This window comes from Streptomyces sp. NPDC090994, from assembly GCF_044768905.1.
Classification (GTDB): Bacteria; Actinomycetota; Actinomycetes; order Streptomycetales; family Streptomycetaceae; genus Streptomyces.
In genome coordinates, this window is sequence record NZ_JBIVWS010000028.1 from 1 (window position 1) to 21,707 (window position 21,707).

Sequence of the window (21,707 nt, forward strand, 5' to 3'; positions counted from 1 at the left end):
GGGGGGGGGGGGGGGGGGGGGGGGGGGGGGGGGGGGGGGGGCGGGGCCCCCCCCCCCCCCCCCCCCCACACGCGGCCGTGCTCACTCACGCGGCCGTCATCGTCCGGGCCGGGCCGAGTGCCGTACGCCGGCGCAGGGCGCGGCGCTCCCCTTCGGTCGTACCGCCCCAGATGCCCTCGACGGGCCCCGCTTCGACGGCCCAGGCCAGGCACCGCTCGGCCACCGGGCACCGCCGGCAGACCGCCTTCGCCTCGTCCGTCTGCACGGCCGACAGGCCGCTGTCGGCACTGCCGATCGGGAAGAAGAGATCAGGGTCCTCGCGCAGGCACAGGCCCAGGTCACGCCAGTCCATGTGGAACACCTCCGGTGTGGGAAACGGACACTGTGGGGGGGTATCCGGGAAGACCGGACGATCGACGTGGGTGTGACACGAAAGACGACGGCAAAAGGTGTCAATCGATGGTGTGGTGAATCCGTCGAGAAAGTCGGCGCGCACCTGTTACGAACCGTCCGGCCCCTCGGTCTTCTGGGACGGAGGTGACCGCGCCACCACCGCTGACACCGGTCCCGCCCCGCCGGCCGCCTCCGTGAACACATCGGCAACACAGAAACGGAGACCCAAGGACCATGCATCCAGAGGCGTCCACCGTGGGAGGCGACCTGAGCGAGGCCGTCTCCGTCTTCGTAGAGCTACGGCCCCGTCTCTTCGGCATCGCCTACCGCATGCTGGGCAGTGCGGCGGAGGCCGAGGACGTGGTCCAGGAGGTGTGGCTGCGCTGGCAGCGCACCGACCGGTCCGTCGTGGTCAGCCCCGTGGCGTTCCTGTCCAGCGCCACCACCCGGCTGGCCATCAACGTGGCCCAGTCGGCCCGGGTCCGGCGCGAGACCTACATCGGTCCGTGGCTGCCCGAGCCGATCGACACCAGCAACGACCCGCAGGCCGGCGCCGAACGCGCCGAGGCGCTCGAACTGGCCCTGCTGCTGGTGCTGGAGAAGCTCCCGCCGACCGAACGCGCCGCGTACGTGCTGCGGGAGGCGTTCGACTACGACTACCCCGAGATCGCGCGCATCCTGGGACTCAGCCCCGTCAACGTACGGAAGATCGTCAGCCGGGCGCGCAGACACCTCACCGACGACCAGCGCGACAGCGTCGACGCCGTCGAGCACCGCAAGCTGCTCGACGCCTTCGTGGCCGCCGCCCGGCGCGGGGACACCGCCTCGCTGGAGGAACTGCTCACGCCGGACGCGGTCAGCCTGTCCGACGGCAACGGCATGCGGGGCGCGGCCCGGGTGCCCGTGCTGGGCCGGGCCCGGGTGGCGAACCTGTCCACCGCCTACCCGCGGTTCTGGCCCACGGTCGAGGTGGAACCGGTACTGGCCAACGGGCGCGCCGGGGTGGTCCTGCACCGGGACGGCCGGCCCGCCACCTTCATGACCGTGGCGGCCACCTGCCGGGGCATCCACCAGGTGATGTGGGTCTTCGAGCCGGGCAAGCTCGCCGCCTACCTGGCCACCCGTCAGGGGCGGTTCCAGGAGCGCAGTTTGTCGGGGTTGAGGACCACCCAGACCTGGACGACGCGGGAGCCGGCCACGTCGAGGGTGACGACCGCGGCGACCGTCTCGTCGTAGCGGGCCACCAGGCCGGTGCCGCCGTTGACCGGGCAGGCCCGCAAGGTGGTGCGCGGCTGCCCGGCGAGCAGGGTCAGCAGGCTGCGGGCGACCCGCTCGCGGCCGGTGACCGGGCCGGTCAGGGCGCGGACCTTGCCGCCGCCGTCGAAGAACGCGGTGACGTCGTCGGCCAGCAGGGCGGCCAGCCGCCCGGCGTCCTCGTCGGCGCACGCCTGCCGCAGGGCGTGCGCGAGCTCGTGCTGCCGGCGGGGCGGGGCCGGGCGGGCGGTGCGGGCGCGCAGGCTGTGCCGGGCCCGCTCCACCGGGTCCGGGCGGGCCGCGCGGCCGCCGGCGGCCGGCGCCCCGAAGACGTCGTTGAGCACGAACGCCGCCCGTTCGGCCGGGGACAGGGTCTCCAGCGCCCGCAGCAGCGCCCGGTCGGCCGCGTCCCGCAGACCGGCGTACGGCTGCTCGCGCGGCGGCGCGGGCTCCGGCGGCTCGGGGCGGCCGGTGCCGGGCGGGGCCAGCCGGGCCAGCGCGAGGCCGCCCACCACCCGCGTCAGCCAGGCCCGGGGCGCCGGTATCCGGGCCCGCTGCCGCTCGGCGAGCCGGTACCACTGGCGGTACGCCTCGTCGGTGACGCGCTCGGCCGCGACCCGGCTGCCCAGCATCCACCGGGCGACCTCCACCAGGTGCCGCCGCTCGTCGAGCAGCTCCGCGATCGGCACGGTGTCACCGACGGGTTCCATACCGCCTCCTTCCGTTCCGGAACGGCCCTTCGGCCTCTCCCGGCCGCCGCGGTGGCGTACCGCCCCCCGCACCCGCACCTGAAACGCTGTCACACACTCACGTCGTACCCGGTCACACTTAATGGCAATTCAGTGTGTCGTGTGCGCGGGCCGCCCCTTCGCGGTCTCCCTTACCCCGGGCGTCCGGCCGCACACGCGTCTTTCCGAAGGGAATCAGTATGCGCACCATGTTGCGTGCCGTGGCGGTCGGGGCCGCGGTCACCGGGCTCTCGTTCGTCCCGGGCGCCGCCCAGGCGACCCCCGGCGGCCCCGGCGTCACCGGGACGGTGCTGGCCCAGTGGTCCGAGGCCGGCCGGGACTACGTCCTGCGCGAGATCACCATCCCGCCGGGCCAGGCGACCGGCTGGCACTACCACGACGGCACTCTGTACGCCTACGTCCGGCAGGGGACGCTGAGCCACTTCGACGCCACCTGCGCCTCGGACGGCGTGTACAAGAAGGGCAGCTTCCTGAAGGAGCCGGCCGGCGCGGACCACGTGCACATCGGCCAGAACCGGGGCGCGGACAACGTCGTCCTGGAGGTCCTCTACGTGCTGCCGCACGGCGCCCCGTTCTCCGAGGACGCCCCCGACCCGGGCTGCGCACTGCCGTAACCAGGCGGTTCCGGACGGCTGTCACAGGCTCCCCCACTGCGCGGTCAATGCGGTGTCAACGGCTTGCGGCGGTGTCCGCCCGGGCCCCGCAGCGAAGGAGGAGGAGCATGGCAGGGACACCCGTCGGCCGATGCGTCCGGGCGGCCACCGCCCGGACCGCAGCCGCACGTCAGACGCCCGTCCGCGGGCTTCCGGCGCGAGGGGAGGAGGGCCGGGAGGATGCCGCGCAGCACTGACCGGCCGGCCGATCCCGCCGCCGCCACCGCGTCGCTCGCCGCGGAGGCCGCCCTGCTCGAAGGGCGGCTGAACCTGCTCCGCGAGGCGATCGGCACGGTGGACGCCCGGATCGACGCGGTCTCCGAGACCCTCAGCCGGCTGCGCCGCTCGGTGGCCGCGCCCACCGACGGTGCGGCGTCCCCGGACGAGGAGCCGGCCACACGTCGTCCATAACAGTGTGTTCCACACACGGCCCACACCGGTCCGTCCCCGCCCGGTGTGGGCCGCCGCATATGATGTCCGGGTAGCATCCCCCGGTGCCGGGCCAGGATGACGGAACCGGCACATCGGGCGGTTCTGTCCGGACAAGGGTTGAGGACGAGAGGAACGCATGGTCTCCGTGACCCCGACGGCTCGCGACATCGAGAACACCGCCGAGAGCCTCCAGGAGGACCTGGCCCGGCTGGAGATCCAGCGGCAGGCGCTGGAGAGAGAACTCGCCGCGGTCACCGCGCACCTCGACTCCGTGCAGCGGGCGCTGGCCGCCCTGCAGGCGCTGCTGCCCGGCACCTCCCCGGCCGCGGCCCCCGCACCCGCGGCGGTGCCGGCACCCCCGGTGGATCCGGCGCCCGAGACGGCCGCCGAGGACGCCGGCGGCCGGTCCGCGGCCGGCCCCGCCGACTCCGGTCCCCCCGCCCCCGAACCCGCCGCCACCCCGTCGCCCGCCGCCACCGCCGCTACCGCTTCCTCCGCTCCCGCCTCCGCTTCCTCCGCTTCTTCCGAAGCCGGGAAGTCGTACGGCAAGCTCACGGAGCAGATCCTGGCGTACTTCGCGGAGAACGCGGGTACCGACGTCCGCGCCCGAGATGTCGCGTCCGCGCTGGGACGCGACACCGACAGCGGCAGCATCAATGCCGTCCGCAGCACGCTCGACCGGCTGGTCGGCAGCTCCCGGGTGCGCCGGGTCGGGCGCGGTCTGTACCGCGCGGTCAAGCAGTGAGCCGGTCCTCGCGCACCGGGGGCTCCTCCGCGCGACGTGGTTCGCCGTGCGAGACAAAAGCCTCCCTCGGGTGCTGCACCGAGGCCAGGGAGACGATGTCCCGGCCGTAAAGGGCGGCGGTCACCCACACGGCGAACACCCGTGCCTTGCGCTCCCAGCTCGGTATCGCCAGCACGTGATAGCCGCGGTGCATCAGCCAGGCCGGGAAACCCTTGATGACCAGGGACCGGTACTGGAAGATGCCACGGCCCATCCCCAGCGTGGCCACCACACCCAGGCTGCGATGCCGGTACTCCTTGACGGGCCGGCCGCGCAGCGCCGCCACGATGTTCTTCGCCAGCAGTCTGCCCTGCCGGACGGCGTGCTGGGCGTTGGGCACGGTACGGGCGCCCGGCCGGCCGGCCGCGAGGTCGGGCACCGAGGCGTCGTCGCCGGCCGCCCAGACGTCCGCCACCACCCCGGTGTCCGTACTGACCCGCAGGTCCGCGCGTACGGTGAGCAGGCCGCGTTCGTCGACCGGCAGGTCGGTGTGGTTGTGCACGATCGGGTTGGCGGCGTTGCCCGCCGCCCACACCAGCAGGCCCGAGTCGTACGCGGTGCCGTCCGACAGCCGGACATGGCCGTTCTCCGCCGACACCAGCTGGGTGTCCAGGTGCACCCGGGCCCCCCGCTTCTCCAGTGACCGCACCACCCACGCGCCGGGCCGGTCGGTGACCTCGGGCAGGATCCGGCCCCGCGCCTCGACCAGGTGGAAGGCCGGCTCCTCGGGGCCGATCTCCGGATACTGCTTGAGCAGCGCGGTCGCCAGGCTCAGCAGCTCGCCGAAGCCCTCCACGCCGGAGAAGCCGCCGCCGACGACGGTGACGGTGAGCAGCCGCGCGCGTTCGGGGCCGGGCGGCAGACTCGCCGCGCGGTCGAACGAGGTGAGGAGGCGGTCGCGGATCGCGACCGCCTCCTCGACGTGCTTCAGTCCGTACGCGTGGTCGTGCAGCCCCGGGATGGGGAAGGTGCGGGTGACCGCGCCCGCCGTCACCACCAGCACGTCGTAGCGGAGGTCGAACGACGGCCCGGACTCCGGGCGGACGGTGACGGTGCGGGCGCTGTTGCGGATCTCCGTCACCGAGCCCGCGATCAGCCGGGTGCGGCGCAGGTGGCGCCGCAGCGAGACCGCGGCGTGCCGGGCCTCCACCGATCCGGCGACCACCTCGGGCAGGAACGGCTGGTACGTCATGTACGGACGGGGGTCGACCACGGTGACCCGTGCCTCGCCCCGGCGCACCTTCTTCTCCAGGCCCCACGCGGTGTAGAAACCCGCGTAACCGCCACCCACGATCACAATCTCACGCACGGTGTCCTCTGTTCTCTTGGCTTCACCTTCCTAGACCGGTCGGTGCCACTCGGTGTGACATGGGTGTCAGTGCCCGCTGTGCGTACGGGAGCCGACGGTCACGTCGTTCTCGTAGACCAGCGACGTGCGGTGGCCGTACTGGATGGTGTACATCTTCTTCGCGCCGAAGACGACCTTGGTGGCGGCCGACGGGAAGTAGTCGGTGGTCCGCCGGGGGACGGGGGTGGCCACGTACGCCTGTCCGGCCGGCACGGTGTACATGCTCAACGGTGCCTGGGTGGACGGCGAGAGACCGGCGGGGATCTCGGCGGCGTCCGGGTAGCTGGTGCCGTAGACCGGCACCGGGCCGGTGCCGGCCGGCGTGACGATCGTGGCGTCGCGGGCCGGTACGGTGTTGCGGCCGTGCGGGTTGTGGAACCACACCTTGGTGCCGCTGAACCAGATCGCGGTCCAGTCGCCCTGGCGGCCCGCGACGACGAACTGCTGCCCGGCCTGGGCGGTGCTGCCCCAGTCGTTGATGCGGGTGGTGCCGGGCTCCGCGGGGTGCAGGGCCTGGTCGCCGAAGAGGGGCGCGGACGCCCGGGGCGCGGTGCGCAGGTAGACGAAGTTCGTCGCCCGGGTGGTGTCGGTGCACTCGGTGGTGGCGCCGGTCGGGTCGTCGGACGGGCAGATCCGCACGGTGTTCCGGTTGTGGGTGAAGCCGGGTGCGATGGTCACGGCGGTGCCGACGCCGCCGACGCCGTGCGCGCCCCGGACCGGGGCGCCGAGCAGGTCCATGAAGTGCTCCCAGTCCCAGTACGGGCCCGGGTCCCAGTGCACGCCGGACACCAGCGCGGAGTTGGGTCCGACGACGTTGTCGTGGCCGACGATGTGCCGGCGGTCGAGCGGGATGTCGAACCGTGCGGCCAGGTACTTCACCAGCTCGGCCGTCGCCTGGTACTGGGTCTCGGTGTACCAGGTGGCGCCGTGCGCGGCGAACGCCTCGTGCTCGATGCCCACCGAGTGCATGTTGGTGACGTAGTTGCCCGCGTGGAAGGCGATGTTCTTGGTGGGCACCATCTGGGTGACCGCGGCGTCCGAGGAGCGGATCACGTAGTGCGCCGAGGCCGTGCCCGCGAGCTGGGCGGTGGCGATGGCGGACGCGTAGGACCCCTCGGTGTCGTGGATGACGATCTGGTCGATGACGGTGCCGTTGGCCGGGCGGTCGGCGACCTGCCCGTTCGACGGGTGGGCCGGCACGAACGCGCAGTCCAGGGTGGCCGGGCACTCGGTGCCGGCGTCCGTCGCGGTGGGCAGGTCCAGCGCGTCCAGCTGCGCGGGGGCCGGTGTGACGGCGGAGTCGGCGGCGAGCCGGACCCGCTGCCCGTCGGAGGTCTCGCGAGCGGCGCCGTGGCGCATCGTGGCGAAGACCCGGCCCGCGTAGGCGGCGGCGCCGCGCCGGTCGGTCGCCTGGCCGTAGCGGGCGACCGCCGCGTACCAGTCCTCCGGGTCGTCGGACAGCGAGCCGTCGAGCTGCTTCTGGTACGAGGCCAGCAGCGCCGCCCCGCCGCGGATGTTGGCGGCCGGGTCCGCGCGCAGTTCGGCGGCGGACAGGCCGGTCAGCCCGGCCGCGTCGCGCAGGGTGTGGCGGGCCTTGTCCCGGGCGAGCGCGCGCGCCTCCGCGCGGCCGGCCATGCCCGCCGCCCCGCCGGTCAGCATGCCGGTGGTGACGTCGGTCAGATGCATGGGGCCGTAACCGCCGGAGGCGCTGTGCTCACCCTGGTGCGTCTCCCAGGCCGACTGCTGGTAGGCCACGGCCATCAGCACCTCCCGGGGGACGTGGTAGTCCTCGGCCGCCTCGGTGAACATCCGTTGCAGAGCGGTGTCCTGGGCCGGGGTGTCCTGGGTCGCCTGGGCCACCACGGGGACGGCTATCGCCCCCGCCACCACCAGGGCCGCCGCACCGAGCACGAGGGGCCGTCGGCGCAGGGCACGCCTGCGGTGGGAAGGTGTCTTGTCTGTCAATTGAAGTCCCACTGTCGAAAGAGTCGGTTGACGTCACCGTCAAAGGGTGTGGGGCAGGCCGGCGGAGGGCGGCCGCGAGCGGTCCACGGCCGCCAATTCCGGTGGGCGCGCCGGGAGTTCACACCGTTGCACACTGAACGTACCAGACGCCTGCCGGTACCGAGGTGCGGTACGGATCAACCGGTGTTCAGGCGCCCTGGTGCGCGCTCCAGTGCTTCTCCAGGAGGTAGGCGACCTCCGCGGGCCGTTGCAGCGGCGGCCAGTGGTTGCAGTCCATCTCGATCACCGTCGAGGCGTGCAGGGAGGTGCCGAGCCGGCGCCCGAACTCGATCTGGCAGGCCGGGTCGAGGGCACCCCAGAAGACCAGGCACGGCGCCGGGACGGCGGACAGCCCCGCCTCCCACTCCGCGCCCATGGTGACCGCGGACCGGTACAGCTTGAGGATGGCGTCCTTCATCGGCTCGTCCACCCGGCCCACCGTCTCCTCGGCCAGGTGCGCGGGCACGTCGAAGCCGGCCGCGAGGTCCTGGGCGAAGGACTCCGGCCGCAGTTCTCTCATGAAGCGGTCGCCCTCGACCGGGTCCTGCCAGATCTTGGCCAACGGATGCCAGACGTACCCGGCGTTGACCGGCCCGTTGCCGCCGGCCCAGGTGCGGACCAGGTCGGGACGGAGGCAGGCGACGCGGAGGCTGAGGATGCAGCCCCAGTCGTGACCGACCAGGTCCACCGGCTCACCGACCCGCTCCAGCCGCTCGATCAGCCAGTCGACGTACTCCTCCTTGGTGGAGCCGAAACCGGCCGGGCGCGGGGCGCCGAAGCCGGGCAGGTCCCAGGCTTCCACGTCGGTCCGGGTCAGGTGCCGGCGTACGCCGTCCCACACGTGGTGGGTGTCGGGGACGCCGTGGATCAGGATCGCGGGCATGTCTGTGCACTCCTTCATCGGAGGTGGCGCCTCGTACGTGGGCGCGGCACCGCATCTTGTCACACTGTGTTGCACCGACGGTCCGGCCCGTGGGGCTGCCGACGGGCGCGCGGTCGTACCGGGCACGGTGCGAGAGCAACCACGCGCCGTGCCCGGATGTCACATGATCCGTGCGTGTCCGGTCTGCTCTGCGGAGGGCACCGCGGCCGACAGCGCTGGTGGCGGTGTGGTGTCCCGGGAGAGGAAGGACCACTCGATGGGCGAGACCGGTGGCGCGGTACCGATCGCGGAGCTGCTCGACGAGCGACGGCATCTGCTCGACGTCGCCCACTGGATGCTGGGCACCGCCGCCGGGGCGGAGGACGCCGTGACCGAGACCTACCGGCGGTGGTACGCCCTGACCGACGCCCGCCGGGCGGCCGTCGCCGAGCCGCGCGCCTGGCTGACCAGGACCACCGGCACCATCTGCCTGGCCCGGCTCGCCTCGGCCGGACGCGCTCCGTCCGAACGCCCTGCGCCCGGGCATCTTTCGCCGGAACACCCTTTGTCCGGGCTTCCTTCGTGGCGGCGTCCGTCCCCCGCGCATACGGGATCCGCGCATACGGGATCCGCGCATACAGGGTCTGCGCATACAGGGTCCGCGGCGGTCGGCGGCAGGGCGGACGGGCCGGCCGGCCCGCGGCCCGACCCGGCCCTGACCGAGGAGATCAGCGGCGTCCTGCTCGGCGCCCTGGCCACGCTCTCCCCGGCGGAACGGGCCGCGTTCGTCCTCAACGACGTCTTCGCCATGCCGCCCCGGGCGGTGGGCGACATCGTGGGGCGGTCACCGCGCGCGTGCGCCGAACTCGCCGACCGGGCCCGGCACAGCCTGCGGGCCCGCCGCGCCCGCCCCACGGAGGACCGGGAGCACGACAGTGTCGTCCGGGCCGTCCGGCGGGCCTGTGCCACGGCCGACGCCACCGGGCTGGCGGCCCTGCTGGCGCCGGACGCCGCCGCCTTCTTCGACGGCGGCGGCAAGGTCCGTGCCCTGACCCGCCCGGTGCACGGCAAACACCATGTGACCCGTACTCTCCTCACCCTCCTCGCGCCCCGCCCGCGCACCACCCTCCACCTGCGCCGGGCCAACGGCCGCACCGCGATCGTGGTACGGCACCGCGCCCGGGTCGCCGCCGTCATCAGCTTCGACGTCTCTGGTCACCAGGTCACCGAGGTCTGGGCCGTGCTCAACCCCGACAAGTTGCGGTCCTGGAACCGCTCCCGCTTCCCCGTCGACGAGCGCGGCGCGCGGGACGGCTGAGGCGGCCCGGACCGATTCCACCCGTTGCGCTCTGCCCACAACAGTGGCAACAATTGACGGACACGTTTTCACCCGTCCATCACTGCGTCTTCCTCGTGGGGACAGGAGGGGCTGGGACAGGAAGCGGCGACGATGAGAGGGAGACATGGTTCCGGCATCTCGCGCGGCACGCACCATCGAGAGCACCGCTGAGCGCCTCCAGGAGGATCTCAGCCGTCTGGAGTGGCAGAAGCGGGCGCTGGAACGGGAGCTGGCCGCCGTCCTCGCCCATCTGACCTCCGTGCAGCGGGCCCTGGGCGCCTTCGAAGCGGTACTGGAGGAACCGTCCGACACGGTGCGGCAGGAACCGACGGGCGCGGCACGGGAGGAACAGCCGGGCGCGGAGCGTGCGTACGGCCGGCTGACCGAGCAGATCCTGCACTGCCTCGCGCAGGCCGGTGACACCGATGTGCGCGCCCGTGACGTGGCGGTGGCACTCGGCCGGGCCACCGACAGCGGCAGTGTCAACGCGATCCGCAGCACGTTGGACCGGCTCGTCGGTGCCTCCCGGGTCCGCCGTACCGGCCGGGGCCTCTACCGTGCCCAGTGTCCCTGAACAGGCGGCCGACGGGCTGATGGCCCCGGACGCCGGCTCACGGGGGATCGGGAGAACGTCCGGGGCCGCAGCACCCGCTCGGCTCTGGAGAGAGTGCGACAACGTCGACTCTACCGCACATGACACCCTTTGAAGCCACCCGTGGCGACGCACACCCGACTCCCGTAACAATGTTGTGTCGAGTGTGCGGCCGGCTCGGTCAGAACACGCCCACAACGGACCATACTGGTGGATGTGAACGATCCGCACGAGCGTCCGTCCCCGCCCCCGCCGACGGAGGCCGCCGAGCCGCTCCGGCCGGCCCCGCCGACGCACCCGCCGGCGCAGCCGGGTGACAGTGCGGACGTCCTGCTGCGGCAGTGGGAGGGGCAGCCGCCCGGGGTGGACGTGTCGTCGAGCGCGGTGCTGGCGCGGCTGCTGCGCGCGGCCCGGCTGGCCGAGGACCTGTTCGTGGAGCGGCTGCGCCGCCAGCCCGGTCCGGCCCTCACCAACGTCGGGGACTTCGACCTGCTGCGGACGCTGCGCCGGGCGGCCCCCGGCAACGCGCTCACACCGGGGCAGCTGATGCGTTCCCTCGTCATCTCGTCGGCCGGCCTCAGCGGGCGGCTCAACCGGCTGGAGCGGGACGGCTGGATCGTGCGGACCGCCTCCCCGGACGACCGCAGGCGTTCCCTGGTCACCCTCACCCAGCAGGGCCGGCGGGAGTTCGACCGCCGTCTGGAGAGCCACCTGGCCGTGGAGCGTCAACTGCTGTCCGTGCTCAGCCCCGAGGAGCGCGGCGCCGTCGTGACCGCGCTGCGCAAGCTGCTGCTCGCGCTGGAGACGGCCGAGTAAGCGGCCGCCCCGGTACCGCGGGGACCGCGCGGCACCGGCGCGGTCACCCCGAGGCCACCAGGACCAGACCGACGCCCAGGGCGATCACCGCCGCCCCCAGCGCCGCCAGCGCGACCCCGGCGAACCGGCGCAGCCGGGCGTAGCGCTGGGTGTGCAGGGCCTCCACCATCGCGATCTGGTCGGTCAGGTGCTCGGTGATGGTGCGGGACACCCCGAGCTGTTCCTCCACGTACCACCATTCGATGTCGGCCCGCTGTCCCTCGCTCAGTCCGGGCACCCGGGCGGCGAACCGCGCGGCGCGGTGGTGAGCGGCCCGGCGATGGGAATCCCAGTACAGGTAGTTCTGTATGTCCGTCAGGCCGCGTTCGGCCTCGTCCTTCGGATCCATGGGTGAACTCCCCGGTCGAAACTCACACCATCGTATCTCTCGCTCGCGAGAGAGGCACACGGTGGTATCTACGCTGCGTTTCCACGTGACGCATCCCGTAACAGTGTGATCACTTGTGCCGTCCTGACTTGATGTGCCGATGCCCTGGCCGGATCATCGGACAGTGTGAAGCACTCATCCCAGCCGTCGGCCCTGTCCCCCGGCACCCACTCGATCACCGTTCCGCACGGCCTCGCCCGCGTCGAACAGCGCTACCACGTCGCCGGTTCGGGACCGGTCTGCGTCGCGCACTCCGGCGGCCCGGGCATCGGCTGGGAGTATCTGCGCATGGCCGGGCTGGAGGACCACCTGACCATGGTCTACGTCGAACCGGTGGGCACCGGCCGGTCCGGACGGCTGCCCGATCCACGTGAGTACACCGTGGCCACCTACGCGGGTCTGCTGCATCACCTGGTCGAGCACCTGGAGCTGCCGCACGTCACCCTCCTCGGCCACTCGCACGGTGGTTTCGTCGCCCAGCGGTACGCCCTCGACCACCCCGGCCGGCTCGCCGCCCTCGTGCTGTACGACACCTCACCGGTCGCTGACGGGGAGTTCTGGTCGGCGGCGGTCGCCGGCATGGAGCGGTTCGTGGCGCGGCACGCGGCCGGCCATCCGGAGGTGACCGATTACGTCGCCGCCCTCACCACCCGTCTGGACCTGATGACCGACACCGGCGCCACCGCCGTGCTGCGGCAGATCATGCCGGCCTACGTCTTCGACTACTGGGGCCGGGAGGCGGAGTTCGGGCCCGCCCGCCGGTCGCTGCGGATGTACGCGGAGCCCAACCGGGGGCAGGGCGCCCCCTTCGACGTCCGCGCCGACCTGCCCGCCATCACCGCACCGGCGCTCGTGCTGGCCGGACAGCAGGACTTCATCTGCGGACCGCGCTGGGCCCGCCTGCTGGCCGAGTCGCTGCCCGCCGCCGACCTCACGCTGCTGGACGGCACCGGCCACCTCGCACACGTCGAACGCCCCGCCCGGTTCACCACCGAAGTCCTGTCGTTCCTGCGCGCACACGGTGTGCTGGAAGGAGGCGCCTGACCCCGAGCCGCCCCCGGAGGTGTCACAAGTGACGCCGCCGCCCGGTCAGTTGGACGAAGACCCGGAAGCGGCACACGTTCCAACAACCAAAAATACGCATCTCAGCTACCAGTTTGGAGTCAGCATGCTCTCCAGCGAGTCGGCGCGGATCGTCCGCACCACACTGCCGGCCGTGGGCGCCTCCCTCAGCACCATCACCGAGCTGTTCTACCGCCGGATGTTCGAGGAGCGTCCCGACCTGCTGCGCGACCTGTTCAACCGCGCCAACCAGGCCAGCGGCGCCCAGGGGGAGGCGCTCGCCGGAGCCGTCGCCGCCTTCGCCACCGCCCTCGTGGACCATCCCGACCAGCGGCCCGACGCGGTCCTGGGCCGCATCGCGAACAAACACGCCTCCCTCGGCATCACCTCCGACCAGTACACGCTGGTCGCCCGCCACTTGCTCGGAGCCGTCGCGGAGGTGCTCGGCGACGCGGTGACCCCGGCGGTGGCGGCCGCCTGGGACGAGGTCTACTGGCTGATGGCCAACGCCCTCATCGCCATGGAGGCCCGCCTGTACGCCCAGGCGCGGATCGAGGACGGCGCCGTCTGGCGGACGATGGAGATCGCCGAGCGCCACGAGGAGACCCCGGACGCCGTCTCCCTCGTCCTGCGGCCCGCCGACGGGTCGCCCACCGAGCCGTTCGTCCCCGGCCAGTACGTCAGCGTCCGCGCCGAACTGCCCGACGGGGCCCACCAGATACGCCAGTACAGCCTGTCCACCGCGCCCGGCCGCAAGACCTGGCGCATCACCGTCAAGCGCGAACGCTCCGCCGACGGCCGGGTCCCCGAGGGGGAGGTGTCCTCCTGGCTGCACGCGCACGCCCGCCCCGGGGACGTCCTGGAGGTCTCCCTGCCCTTCGGTGACCTGCTGCTCCCCGAGGGCGACGGCCCGCTGCTGCTCGCCTCGGCAGGCATCGGCGTCACCCCGATGCTGGCCATGCTGGAGCACCTGGCCGCCGTCTCGCCCGACCGGCCGGTGACCGTCGTCCACGCCGACCGCTCCCCGGTCCACCACGCCCACCGACTCGAACTCACCGAGCTGGTCGGGCGGCTGCGCAACGCCTCGCTGCACGTGTGGTACGAGGACACCGACCACCCGGACGCCGCCGGGGACCACGTCAACGAGGGCTGGGCCGACATCACCCGGCTCTCCCCCGACCCCGGCACCACAGCGTTCCTGTGCGGTCCGCTGTCCTTCATGAAGGCCGTCCGCACCGATCTGCTCGCCCACGGGCTCAGCCCCAGGGACATCCACTACGAGGTGTTCGGCCCGGACCTCTGGCTCAGCAGGTAACGGCCCCCGAGCGCCGCTCGGCCGGTCCGGGCGCCACCGGCTCCGGCACCCGGACCGGCCGGCCCCGCACACTCCAGAAAGGTGAGGAGAACAGTGTCTTCGCAGACACGGAGCAACGTCCCCGGCGAGGTGCGCGCGATCCGGCCGCACGCGGAGGGCACCCTGCGCGCCGACGCCGAACGCAACCGCCGGCGCATCATCGCGACGGCCCGCCGGCTCTTCGCCCGGGAGGGACTCGGGGTCTCCCTGACCTCCGTCGCCCGGGAAGCCGGCGTCGGCAACGCCACCCTGTTCCGCCGGTTCGCCAGCAGGGAGGACCTCATCGACGCGGTGTTCACCGACCGTGTGGACGCCCATCGCGCCGCGGTCGCCGCCGCGCTGGACGAGACCGACCCGTGGCAGGGGTTCGCCGGCTACGTCCAGTCCCTCTGCGCCCTGCAAGCCGCCGACCCGGGCTTCATCGAAATCCTGACCCTGGCCTTCCCCGCGGGAGATCTGGAGCGGCGACGCGCCGAGGCCGCCGACGGCGCCCTGCGGATCATCTCCCGCGCCCAGGAATCCGGCCACCTGCGGACGGACTTCCACGACCTCGACCTGTCCCTGCTGCTGATGGCCAACGACGGCGTCGCCGACGCCACCCTGCCGGAGGCTTCACGCCGCCTGGTGGCCCACCTGCTCCGCGCCTGGGCCACCCCGGGCACCCCCGTCCCCCCACTGCCCGAAGCCCCACCGCGCACCGCACTCCACCACGCGATGGTCCGCCTCATCCGCACACGTCCGGTTCCCCAGTCGACGCCGGGCACACCCTGTGACTTCGCCCTGGGCCGACTTTCGGTCCCGTACTCATCCAGCCGGCCAAGGGGCGTGCCGTGAGAACCTTCGGCTGCCGTGGAGGGCGGCGTCCTCCTGGCGCATGCCGGGCACGACGGTCAGGGCCCGTGCCACGTTGGCGGGCAGGCTTTGGTGGACGGCGGCGAGAAATCCGTCGATGACCGGGGCCGTGGCCGGTCCCAGCACGGGGTCGACGACGACGCTTTCGGGATTGAGCATGAGCAGGCCGCCCGCGACGGCCGTGCCGACGGTCCGGCCGAGGTCGGTGAGGACCTGACGGACCGTCGGCTCACCTTGTACGGCCAAGGCGACGACGTCGAAGAGGTCAAGGTCTTGGCCGTACCGTGGGCGCAGGACGTCCAGCAGGTGACGGGCGTTCGCGACGGTGCCCAGGCAGCCACGGCCGCCGCAGGCGCACAGCACGCCGTTCGGGTCGACGCGGATGTGTCCGATTTCGCCGGCGGCGCCGAGGGCGCCCCGCAGCAGACGGCCCCGCACGACCGCCGCTGCCGTGACGATGTCCCCCAGGCGCAGGTACAGCATGCTGTGCCGGCCGCGAGCCGCACCGGCGCTCGCCTCGCCCAGGGCAGCGAGGTTGATGAGGTTCTCGACCCGAACCGGCACGCCGAGCCGGTCGGTCAGGGCGGCCCCCAAGTCGCCCTCCAGCCACGGCGGGTAGGCGTCGATCCGGTAATAGTGCGGCGCTCCCTGTTCGAGCAACGTGACGCCGTGGCCCTGCCGGTAGGGCTGGGGGATGCCCACGACCACCTGCGCCACCGGGGCCTTCGCCGCCAGGGGGAGCAGACGCCCGATCTCCGTCGCCAGGTCGGCGCAGGTCCACCAGCGGAACGGCTCCCGCACCACTGGAGAGCGCCTGGTGCCGTCCGCACCGACGTGGCACACCGCAATGTCCTCATGGGTGATGAGGACGGCACAAGTGTCCCGGGGCTGATCGGGCAGTCGCAGCACCTGCGCCGCGGGCCCGCGCCCACCCACGCCCCGCGGCCGCACCGGCACGTGATCGGACGGGGCGCACTCCGTCAGCAACCCGCGGGCCAGCAGGCGCGCGGACGCCCCGCTGACCGTCCGCCGCGGAATGCCGGACAGTTCCGCCAGTTCCGCTCTGGTCAGCGCACCGTGGGCCTCGACCAGCTCGATCAGGCGGCGTTCGGAAGCGCGCGGGGCGCGTGAGCTGGGCACCCCGTGATGCTAAGTGCCGGTGAGCGACCTGGCCAGGTTGGCCAGGTAAGTGACGCAACCGTGGCCCACCAGGGCGTTGACGGGGCGATTGGGCCACCGAAGGATGACGGCCTGACACCCGCACCCTCGCGGCCCGACCGGGCAAGGGCGTACGACACACACGTATTGAAACGTTTCATCTCATGTGATGTGCGTCTCCCGGGACCGGCCGCCATTTCGACCCGATGGAGAGTCACTGTGCCGACGAACCGCAGGAACTTCCTGAAGAAGGCGGCCGGCGCCGCCGCCCTGGGCGCGGGCGGAGGGCTCGTCGGCTCCGCCGGCACCGCCGCGGCTGCCGGCGGCACTCCGCCGGACCTGTCCCACCTGGGTCCTCTCCGCGTGGCGGACCTGTCGTCGGCCATAGACGGCTCCGGCCTTCTGGACGGATTCAGAACGCCTCCTGCCGAGGCGTTGCCGCGCGTGTGGTGGCACTGGATGGACGGCAACATCTCGAAGGCGGGGATCGCCAAGGACCTGGAGTGGTTCCGGGAGGCGGGCGTCGGCGGCCTGGTCAATTTCGACGGCGGCTTCGGGCTGAAGCAGATCGTCGACCCGCCGGTCACCTACCAGTCCGCCGAGTGGCGCGACGCCTTCAAGTTCGCCATGGAGAAGGCCGCCGACCTGGGCCTGGAGGCCGGGGTGGCGGCCTCGCCGGGCTGGTCGGAGACGGGCGGGCCCTGGGTGGCGGCCGAGGACGGCATGAAGAAGGTGGTCTGGTCCGAGACGTGGGTCGACGGCGGCCGCACCGTCCAGGTGACGCTGCCGAAGCCGACGGATGTCGCGGGGCCGTTCCAGGACTACCCGGGTGAGGCGGACGTCCGCTGGTACAAGGACGCTCGCGTCTTCGCCTACCGGGTGGCCGACGGCGCCCGGCCGCAGCACGAGCTGCAACCGCGTATGTACGCCTCCGCCACGAAGGCGTCCGCGACCGCGCCGGTGGTGAGCGGCGGCAGTCAGGGCGTGAAGCTCGACAGTGCCCGGCTCTCCAGCGGTTCGCTGAAGGACATCACCAACCTCGCCCCGCCCACGGCGGACGGACCCACGTGGGTGCGGATCGAGTTCCCGCACACCGTCACCGTCACCGGCCTGAGCATCGCGGCCGGAGCCCATGCGGCGCTGCAGGACGTCACCGAGTTCGGCACGGTCGTCCAGGTGTGGGCGAGTAAGGACAACCGCACGTACCGCCAGGTCGCCGAAGGGCTCTGCGGCGACGAGCAGCGCACCTTGTTCCTGCCACGCACCGAGGCCCGGTACTTCAAGGTCGTCCTCAAGGCCCCGGGCAAGCCGGCCGAGGTGCCGTACTACCTGCCCCAGCCCACCGGCGCGGAGCCGGTGCCGCTGCGCTCCCTCGTTCTGCGCACGGCTCCGACCGTGCACCGCTTCGAGGCCAAGGCGGGCTTCGTCCAGGCACCGGACCACTACCGGATCGACACCCCCGAGGAGGGTTCGGCGAAGGCCGTCGCCACCTCCCAGGTGATCGACCTGACCGGGGAGATGGACGGCAAGGGGCGGCTGCGCTGGAAGGCGCCGCGCGGCACCTGGGTCGTCGTGCGGCTCGGCGCCGGGCTCACCGGCCACCAGAACGGGCCCACCACCGAGGCGGCCACCGGCCTGGAGGTCGACAAGCTCGACGCCGAGCGGGTCCGGGCGTACCTCACCACCTACCTGGACGGCCTGGAGCAGGCGACCGGCAAGGACGCCATCGGCGCCCGCGGCCTGACCGCCCTGCTCAACGACAGCTACGAGGCCGGTCCGCAGAACTGGACCGACGACATCCTCAAGGAGTTCCGCAGCCGACGCGGCTACGACCCCGGCCCGTACCTGCCCGCGCTCACGGGCACCGTGGTCGGCGGTCCCGCCGAGTCGGACCGCTTCCTGTGGGACTGGCGGCACACCATCGGCGAACTCCTCGCCGAGAACCACTACAAAGTCGTCCACGAGGTCGCCCACGAGCGCGGCCTGCGGCTCACCTACGCCGAGGCCCAGGAGAACGGCCGCGTGATCACCGCCGACGACATGGAGGTGCGGCGCCACGCCGACGTCCCGATGGGCGCCAGCGGCAACCCGTGCGCGCCCGGCGACCGGCTGGGAGAGCGGTACCTCGTCGACATGCGGGGCGCGGCCAGCGTCGCCAACGTCTACGGACGCGACTTCGTCGCCTGCGAGGCGTTCACCTTCGGCGCCCGCAACCTGATGCCGGGCGACCTGAAGCCGACCGCCGACCAGATCCTGCTCTCCGGCGTGAACCGGTTCATGATCCACACGTCGGCGCACCAGCCGCAGGACGACGGGCCGGGCGTCACCCTCGGCGGTATCGGCTGGTTCTTCACCCGCAACGAGACCTGGGCGGACCGCGCCAAGCCGTTCACCACCTACCTGGCGCGCTGCTCGTACATGCTGGCCCAGGGCAAGGCGGTCAAGGACGTCGCCTACTTCTACGGGCAGGAAGCCCCCGCCCCGGCCCTGTGGGGACCCGGCCGGCGCCAGTCGGACGTCCCGCTGGGCCACGACTTCGACTTCGTCAACGCGGACGTCGTCCTCAGCCGGCTCTCGGTCGAGAACGGCCGGCTCGTCACCCGCACGGGGATGTCGTACGGGCTGCTGTACCTCGGCGGCGCCTCGGAGCGCATGACGGTGCCGGTGCTGCGGAAGATCGCCGCGCTGGTGGAGGCCGGTGCCGCGGTCGCCGGGCAACGGCCGGTGGCCAGCCCGAGCCTGGCCGACAGCGACAAGGAGTTCCGTACGCTGGTGCGGCGGTTGTGGGGAGAGGAGGGCGAGCGGGACCGGGTGGTCGGCGCGGGGCGGGTGTTCGGGAACGTCCGGGCCGAGGAGGCGCTGTCCGCCCTGGGCGTCGCCAGGGACTGGGAGTACGCCTTTGACGCCGACGACCCGCTGGGCTGGATCCACCGCCGGACCGACACCGCGGATGTCTACTACGTCGTCAACCGGCGGGCCGTACGCACCGTGCTCGACGTGAAGCTGCGGGCGACCGGGAAGGCGGTCGAACTGTGGGACCCGGTCACCGGCCGCGTCTCCCCGGCGACCTTCCGGACCGAGCGGGGCCGCACCGTCCTCTCCCTCGGCCTCGGTCCCTCCGAGGCACGGTTCGTGGTCGTCGCGCACGGCACCCCGGGCCAGGGCACCGCCAAGGCCGCCGCCAGCCGGGGCGTCGGTGCGGTGGAGGGAGGATGGACGGTCGCCTTCCAGAAGGACCGCGGGGCGCCCACCTCCGTCGAGGTGGAGTTCCTCCAAGACCTGTCGGAGCATCAGGAGGCGGGCGTGCGCTACTTCTCGGGCACGGCCACGTACACCAAGACGTATCGCGCGCCCGAGCTCGACGGCGGTGGACGCCTGTGGCTGGACCTCGGCGAGGTGCACGGCATCGCGCGGGTCAAGGTGAACGGGGCCGACGCGGGGACCGTGTGGTGCGCGCCGTACCGGGTCGATGTCACCGACGCGCTGCGCTCCGGCGCCAACAAGATAGAGGTGGAGGTCACCAACAGCTGGTACAACCGCATGATCGGGGACCTGCAACCGGAGACGAAGACCCCGGTCACGACCTTCGTGGGACAGCTCTGGGACCTGAACTCGTCGAGCCCGCTGATGCCGTCCGGTCTGGTCGGGCCGGTCCGCATCGAGGTGGTGGGGTAACGGTCCGTCGAGGTTGTGGCGAGGGCCCGGTCAGCTCGACCGAGCCCCCGCCACGACTCCCGTCCTACATGTGGACGGCGGGCGCGGCCGACTCGTCGTGCCGCGCCCCGCCGTCCGGTCGCCGAGGCCGTCGCGGAACTCGCCCCGGGCGCGGACATCGACCACGTCGAGCCGTACATGATGGTCCACTGCGGCTTCCAGGAGGACAGCCCCTGTCCGGCCGGCGTCGCGGACCTGTGGAGCGCCGGCCCTGAGGAACTGCACTCGGTGATGCGCGAGGCGGTCCGCGGCTGGCACCCTGCCGTGGTCGAACTGGTCGAGCGCGCCGACCAGTCGACCCTCGCGCCGATGTCGGTACACCGTCTGGAACCCGTCGACACCTGGGAGACCGGCCGGGTCACCTTCCTCGGCGACGCCCTCCACGCGATGCCGCCCTCCTTCGGCTCCGGCGCCAACACCGCCCTGCGCGACGCCTCTTCCCTGGCCGCCGCCCTGGACCGCGCGGTCGCTCGTGACCGCACTCCGTCAGGCTTGAACTGAAGAGGGTGCCACCCTCCCGTCTTCAGGTGGCGTGTCTGGTCGTGTCCGGGATCCATGTTCTACGGCGCGTGGCCGAACCGATGGTGGTCGTACCGCCGCCGGCAGCCGGACCGCGTGGACCTATCGACTCTCAGGCCGCCTGGCCCCTTCGGGGCGTATCTGCAACAGATACACGCTGCCGCCGGCGACAATGGCGGCAGGGCCGGTCAGTTCCATGGTCCTGCCAGGAAGCACGGCTATGCGGAGCCGACCGCCGTCGAACAGGGCTGGAAGGGCCGCACCGCTCCTTTCACTCTGACCCGGGCAGAACTCGAAGCACTGCGTGACGGGTGTTCCACGAGAGCTGACACAACCTTCACGCCGGAGCCGATGGGCGGGCCAGGAAATGACTCCGTCGCGGGCTCACTCGGACGGTTGCTGCACCTCATGCCGGACGGGGCAGGCGAGCGGGGAGCCGGGATTGCCGTCGGACTGTTCCCGCCCCAGTAGTGGTGGCCTTTCTCCGGGCCAGCAACCTCGTCGTGAAGGTGGAGAACGGCCTCTCCCGCTGGGCCGGGGGCGCGGCCGGGGCTTGGGTCGGCCCGCGCAGCGCTTGTCCGGTGGGGAGGGCGGCGACCATCGTGGTCTGCTACAAGCCGTTCCAGAAACCCGACAGCATGCGGGCTGTCCGCGCCGGGTCCTGAAGCATCCACCAATGCCCGAGCCCGTCGAGGTCGACGGCGCGAGCGCCGGCCCGCCGTGCGGCGCGGTGGCGAAGGACGACGCTGCCGGCCGTGTGGTCCTCGGTGGCGACGGGAACCAGACCCGGCCTGGCAGCGGCCGCGGGCAGATCGAGGCCGCGTTCGATCAGCACCGCCCGGGGCACGGACCGGTACAGAGCGAGAATGGCCTTGCCCATCTGCGGGCCCTGACCGAGCGCCACCTCGCGGGCCGCCGGCTCGGGAATGCCCCAGTCGACCATGCGCGCTGCCCGCTCTTCGACGGTGCCGGAGAAGAGCTCCTCGACGTGGCGCTCCCCGTCACCCGGCGTCTGCCAGAGCTTCGCGATCTCATGCCAGGTGAAGTCCGGCTCGTAACCGCCGATGGTGTCGCTGACCCAGCTGCGGAGCAGGTCGGGACGGGTCATCGCCACCTCCAGGACGTACCCTCCGCCGAAGTCGTGGCCGACGAGGTCGACGGGCGCCTCGAATCGGGACAGCTCGTCGATGAGCCAGTCCCGGTAGTCGACGAACGTGGCCCCGAAGCCCGAGGGAAGCGGCACGCCGAAGCCCGGAGGTGAGAGCAGGACCGTCTCCCGCTGCTCAGACGTGGACAACTCGTTGATCAGCGGCGTCCACACCGCGGAGGTCACGGGAACGCCGTTGACGAAGACAATGGTCATGGGTGAATGACAGCAGCGGCTGGAGCGGGCCG

At 72.5% G+C, this 21,707-nt stretch carries 20 protein-coding genes; 12 read left to right on the forward strand and 8 right to left on the reverse strand.

All coding sequences use genetic code 11. The features are described 5' to 3' along the window. Positions 1-85: 85 nt before the first annotated feature. Complete coding sequence (locus tag ACIQR3_RS33895) at positions 86-352, reverse strand: WhiB family transcriptional regulator (RefSeq protein WP_403544828.1); 267 nt, start codon at positions 350-352, stop codon at positions 86-88. 275 nt (positions 353-627) lie between these two features. Between ACIQR3_RS33895 and ACIQR3_RS33900 the strand changes: the two genes are divergently transcribed. Continuing rightward, complete coding sequence (locus tag ACIQR3_RS33900) at positions 628-1,629, forward strand: RNA polymerase sigma-70 factor (RefSeq protein WP_403544830.1); 1,002 nt, start codon at positions 628-630, stop codon at positions 1,627-1,629. Here ACIQR3_RS33900 and ACIQR3_RS33905 read toward each other — a convergent pair. Further along, complete coding sequence (locus ACIQR3_RS33905; RefSeq protein ID WP_403544832.1) at positions 1,518-2,357, reverse strand: sigma factor; 840 nt, start codon at positions 2,355-2,357, stop codon at positions 1,518-1,520. The two genes, ACIQR3_RS33900 and ACIQR3_RS33905, sit on opposite strands and share 112 nt — an antisense overlap. Positions 2,358-2,575: 218 nt before the next feature. Between ACIQR3_RS33905 and ACIQR3_RS33910 the strand changes: the two genes are divergently transcribed. The 3 genes from ACIQR3_RS33910 (at position 2,576) to ACIQR3_RS33920 (ending at position 4,226) form a co-directional block, all read left to right on the forward strand. Then, a complete protein-coding gene (locus ACIQR3_RS33910) occupies positions 2,576-3,010 on the forward strand; it encodes a cupin domain-containing protein (protein ID WP_403544833.1) in 435 nt (144 codons plus the stop codon). Positions 3,011-3,229: 219 nt separating this feature from the next. Next, positions 3,230-3,460, forward strand: coding sequence for a hypothetical protein (locus ACIQR3_RS33915; protein ID WP_403544835.1), 231 nt, complete (start codon positions 3,230-3,232; stop codon positions 3,458-3,460). Between the two features lie 157 nt (positions 3,461-3,617). Continuing rightward, positions 3,618-4,226 carry a hypothetical protein gene (locus ACIQR3_RS33920; protein ID WP_403544837.1) on the forward strand — a complete coding sequence of 203 codons (609 nt, stop codon included), beginning with the start codon at positions 3,618-3,620 and terminating at the stop codon, positions 4,224-4,226. Here ACIQR3_RS33920 and ACIQR3_RS33925 read toward each other — a convergent pair. The 3 genes from ACIQR3_RS33925 to ACIQR3_RS33935 all read right to left on the reverse strand — a co-directional run bounded on the left by ACIQR3_RS33925 (position 4,216) and on the right by ACIQR3_RS33935 (position 8,500). Next, positions 4,216-5,574 carry an NAD(P)/FAD-dependent oxidoreductase gene (locus ACIQR3_RS33925; protein WP_403544839.1) on the reverse strand — a complete coding sequence of 453 codons (1,359 nt, stop codon included), beginning with the start codon at positions 5,572-5,574 and terminating at the stop codon, positions 4,216-4,218. The two genes, ACIQR3_RS33920 and ACIQR3_RS33925, sit on opposite strands and share 11 nt — an antisense overlap. A gap of 66 nt (positions 5,575-5,640) precedes the next feature. Further along, positions 5,641-7,578, reverse strand: coding sequence for an N-acetylmuramoyl-L-alanine amidase (locus tag ACIQR3_RS33930; RefSeq protein WP_403544841.1), 1,938 nt, complete (start codon positions 7,576-7,578; stop codon positions 5,641-5,643). Between the two features lie 187 nt (positions 7,579-7,765). After that, the gene (locus ACIQR3_RS33935) at positions 7,766-8,500 is read right to left on the reverse strand and encodes an alpha/beta fold hydrolase (RefSeq protein ID WP_403544843.1); all 735 of its coding nucleotides are present in this window, start codon (positions 8,498-8,500) and stop codon (positions 7,766-7,768) included. A gap of 256 nt (positions 8,501-8,756) precedes the next feature. Here ACIQR3_RS33935 and ACIQR3_RS33940 point away from each other — a divergent pair, with 256 nt between their 5' ends. The 3 genes from ACIQR3_RS33940 to ACIQR3_RS33950 all read left to right on the forward strand — a co-directional run bounded on the left by ACIQR3_RS33940 (position 8,757) and on the right by ACIQR3_RS33950 (position 11,226). After that, entirely contained in the window at positions 8,757-9,797 is a 1,041-nt protein-coding gene (locus ACIQR3_RS33940) for an RNA polymerase subunit sigma (RefSeq protein WP_403544845.1), read from the forward strand. A gap of 145 nt (positions 9,798-9,942) precedes the next feature. After that, positions 9,943-10,392: a hypothetical protein gene (locus ACIQR3_RS33945; protein WP_403544847.1), complete on the forward strand. Its 450-nt coding sequence runs from the start codon at positions 9,943-9,945 to the stop codon at positions 10,390-10,392. A 234-nt stretch (positions 10,393-10,626) separates the two neighbouring features. Beyond that, entirely contained in the window at positions 10,627-11,226 is a 600-nt protein-coding gene (locus ACIQR3_RS33950) for a MarR family winged helix-turn-helix transcriptional regulator (protein WP_403544849.1), read from the forward strand. A gap of 43 nt (positions 11,227-11,269) precedes the next feature. Here ACIQR3_RS33950 and ACIQR3_RS33955 read toward each other — a convergent pair whose 3' ends face one another. After that, positions 11,270-11,614 carry a hypothetical protein gene (locus ACIQR3_RS33955; RefSeq protein WP_403544851.1) on the reverse strand — a complete coding sequence of 115 codons (345 nt, stop codon included), beginning with the start codon at positions 11,612-11,614 and terminating at the stop codon, positions 11,270-11,272. Between the two features lie 165 nt (positions 11,615-11,779). On the opposite strand from ACIQR3_RS33955, the gene ACIQR3_RS33960 reads away from it, so the two are divergent. The 3 genes from ACIQR3_RS33960 to ACIQR3_RS33970 all read left to right on the forward strand — a co-directional run bounded on the left by ACIQR3_RS33960 (position 11,780) and on the right by ACIQR3_RS33970 (position 14,903). Further along, positions 11,780-12,697, forward strand: a complete 918-nt coding sequence (locus ACIQR3_RS33960) for an alpha/beta fold hydrolase (RefSeq protein WP_403544853.1) — start codon at positions 11,780-11,782, stop codon at positions 12,695-12,697. A 124-nt stretch (positions 12,698-12,821) separates the two neighbouring features. Continuing rightward, positions 12,822-14,030, forward strand: coding sequence for a globin domain-containing protein (locus ACIQR3_RS33965; protein WP_403544854.1), 1,209 nt, complete (start codon positions 12,822-12,824; stop codon positions 14,028-14,030). Positions 14,031-14,123: 93 nt separating this feature from the next. Then, a complete protein-coding gene (locus ACIQR3_RS33970; protein WP_403544855.1) occupies positions 14,124-14,903 on the forward strand; it encodes a TetR/AcrR family transcriptional regulator in 780 nt (259 codons plus the stop codon). On the opposite strand, the gene ACIQR3_RS33975 is transcribed toward ACIQR3_RS33970, so the two are convergent. After that, a complete protein-coding gene (locus ACIQR3_RS33975; protein ID WP_403544856.1) occupies positions 14,874-16,061 on the reverse strand; it encodes an ROK family protein in 1,188 nt (395 codons plus the stop codon). The genes ACIQR3_RS33970 and ACIQR3_RS33975 overlap by 30 nt on opposite strands. A 237-nt stretch (positions 16,062-16,298) precedes the next feature. On the opposite strand from ACIQR3_RS33975, the gene ACIQR3_RS33980 reads away from it, so the two are divergent. After that, positions 16,299-19,754, forward strand: coding sequence for a glycosyl hydrolase (locus tag ACIQR3_RS33980; RefSeq protein WP_403544858.1), 3,456 nt, complete (start codon positions 16,299-16,301; stop codon positions 19,752-19,754). Positions 19,755-19,931: 177 nt separating this feature from the next. Beyond that, positions 19,932-20,294, forward strand: a complete 363-nt coding sequence (locus ACIQR3_RS33985) for an FAD-dependent oxidoreductase (protein WP_403544860.1) — start codon at positions 19,932-19,934, stop codon at positions 20,292-20,294. A 628-nt stretch (positions 20,295-20,922) separates the two neighbouring features. On the opposite strand, the gene ACIQR3_RS33990 is transcribed toward ACIQR3_RS33985, so the two are convergent. Continuing rightward, a complete protein-coding gene (locus ACIQR3_RS33990) occupies positions 20,923-21,675 on the reverse strand; it encodes an alpha/beta fold hydrolase (protein ID WP_403544862.1) in 753 nt (250 codons plus the stop codon). Positions 21,676-21,707 lie beyond the last annotated feature (32 nt).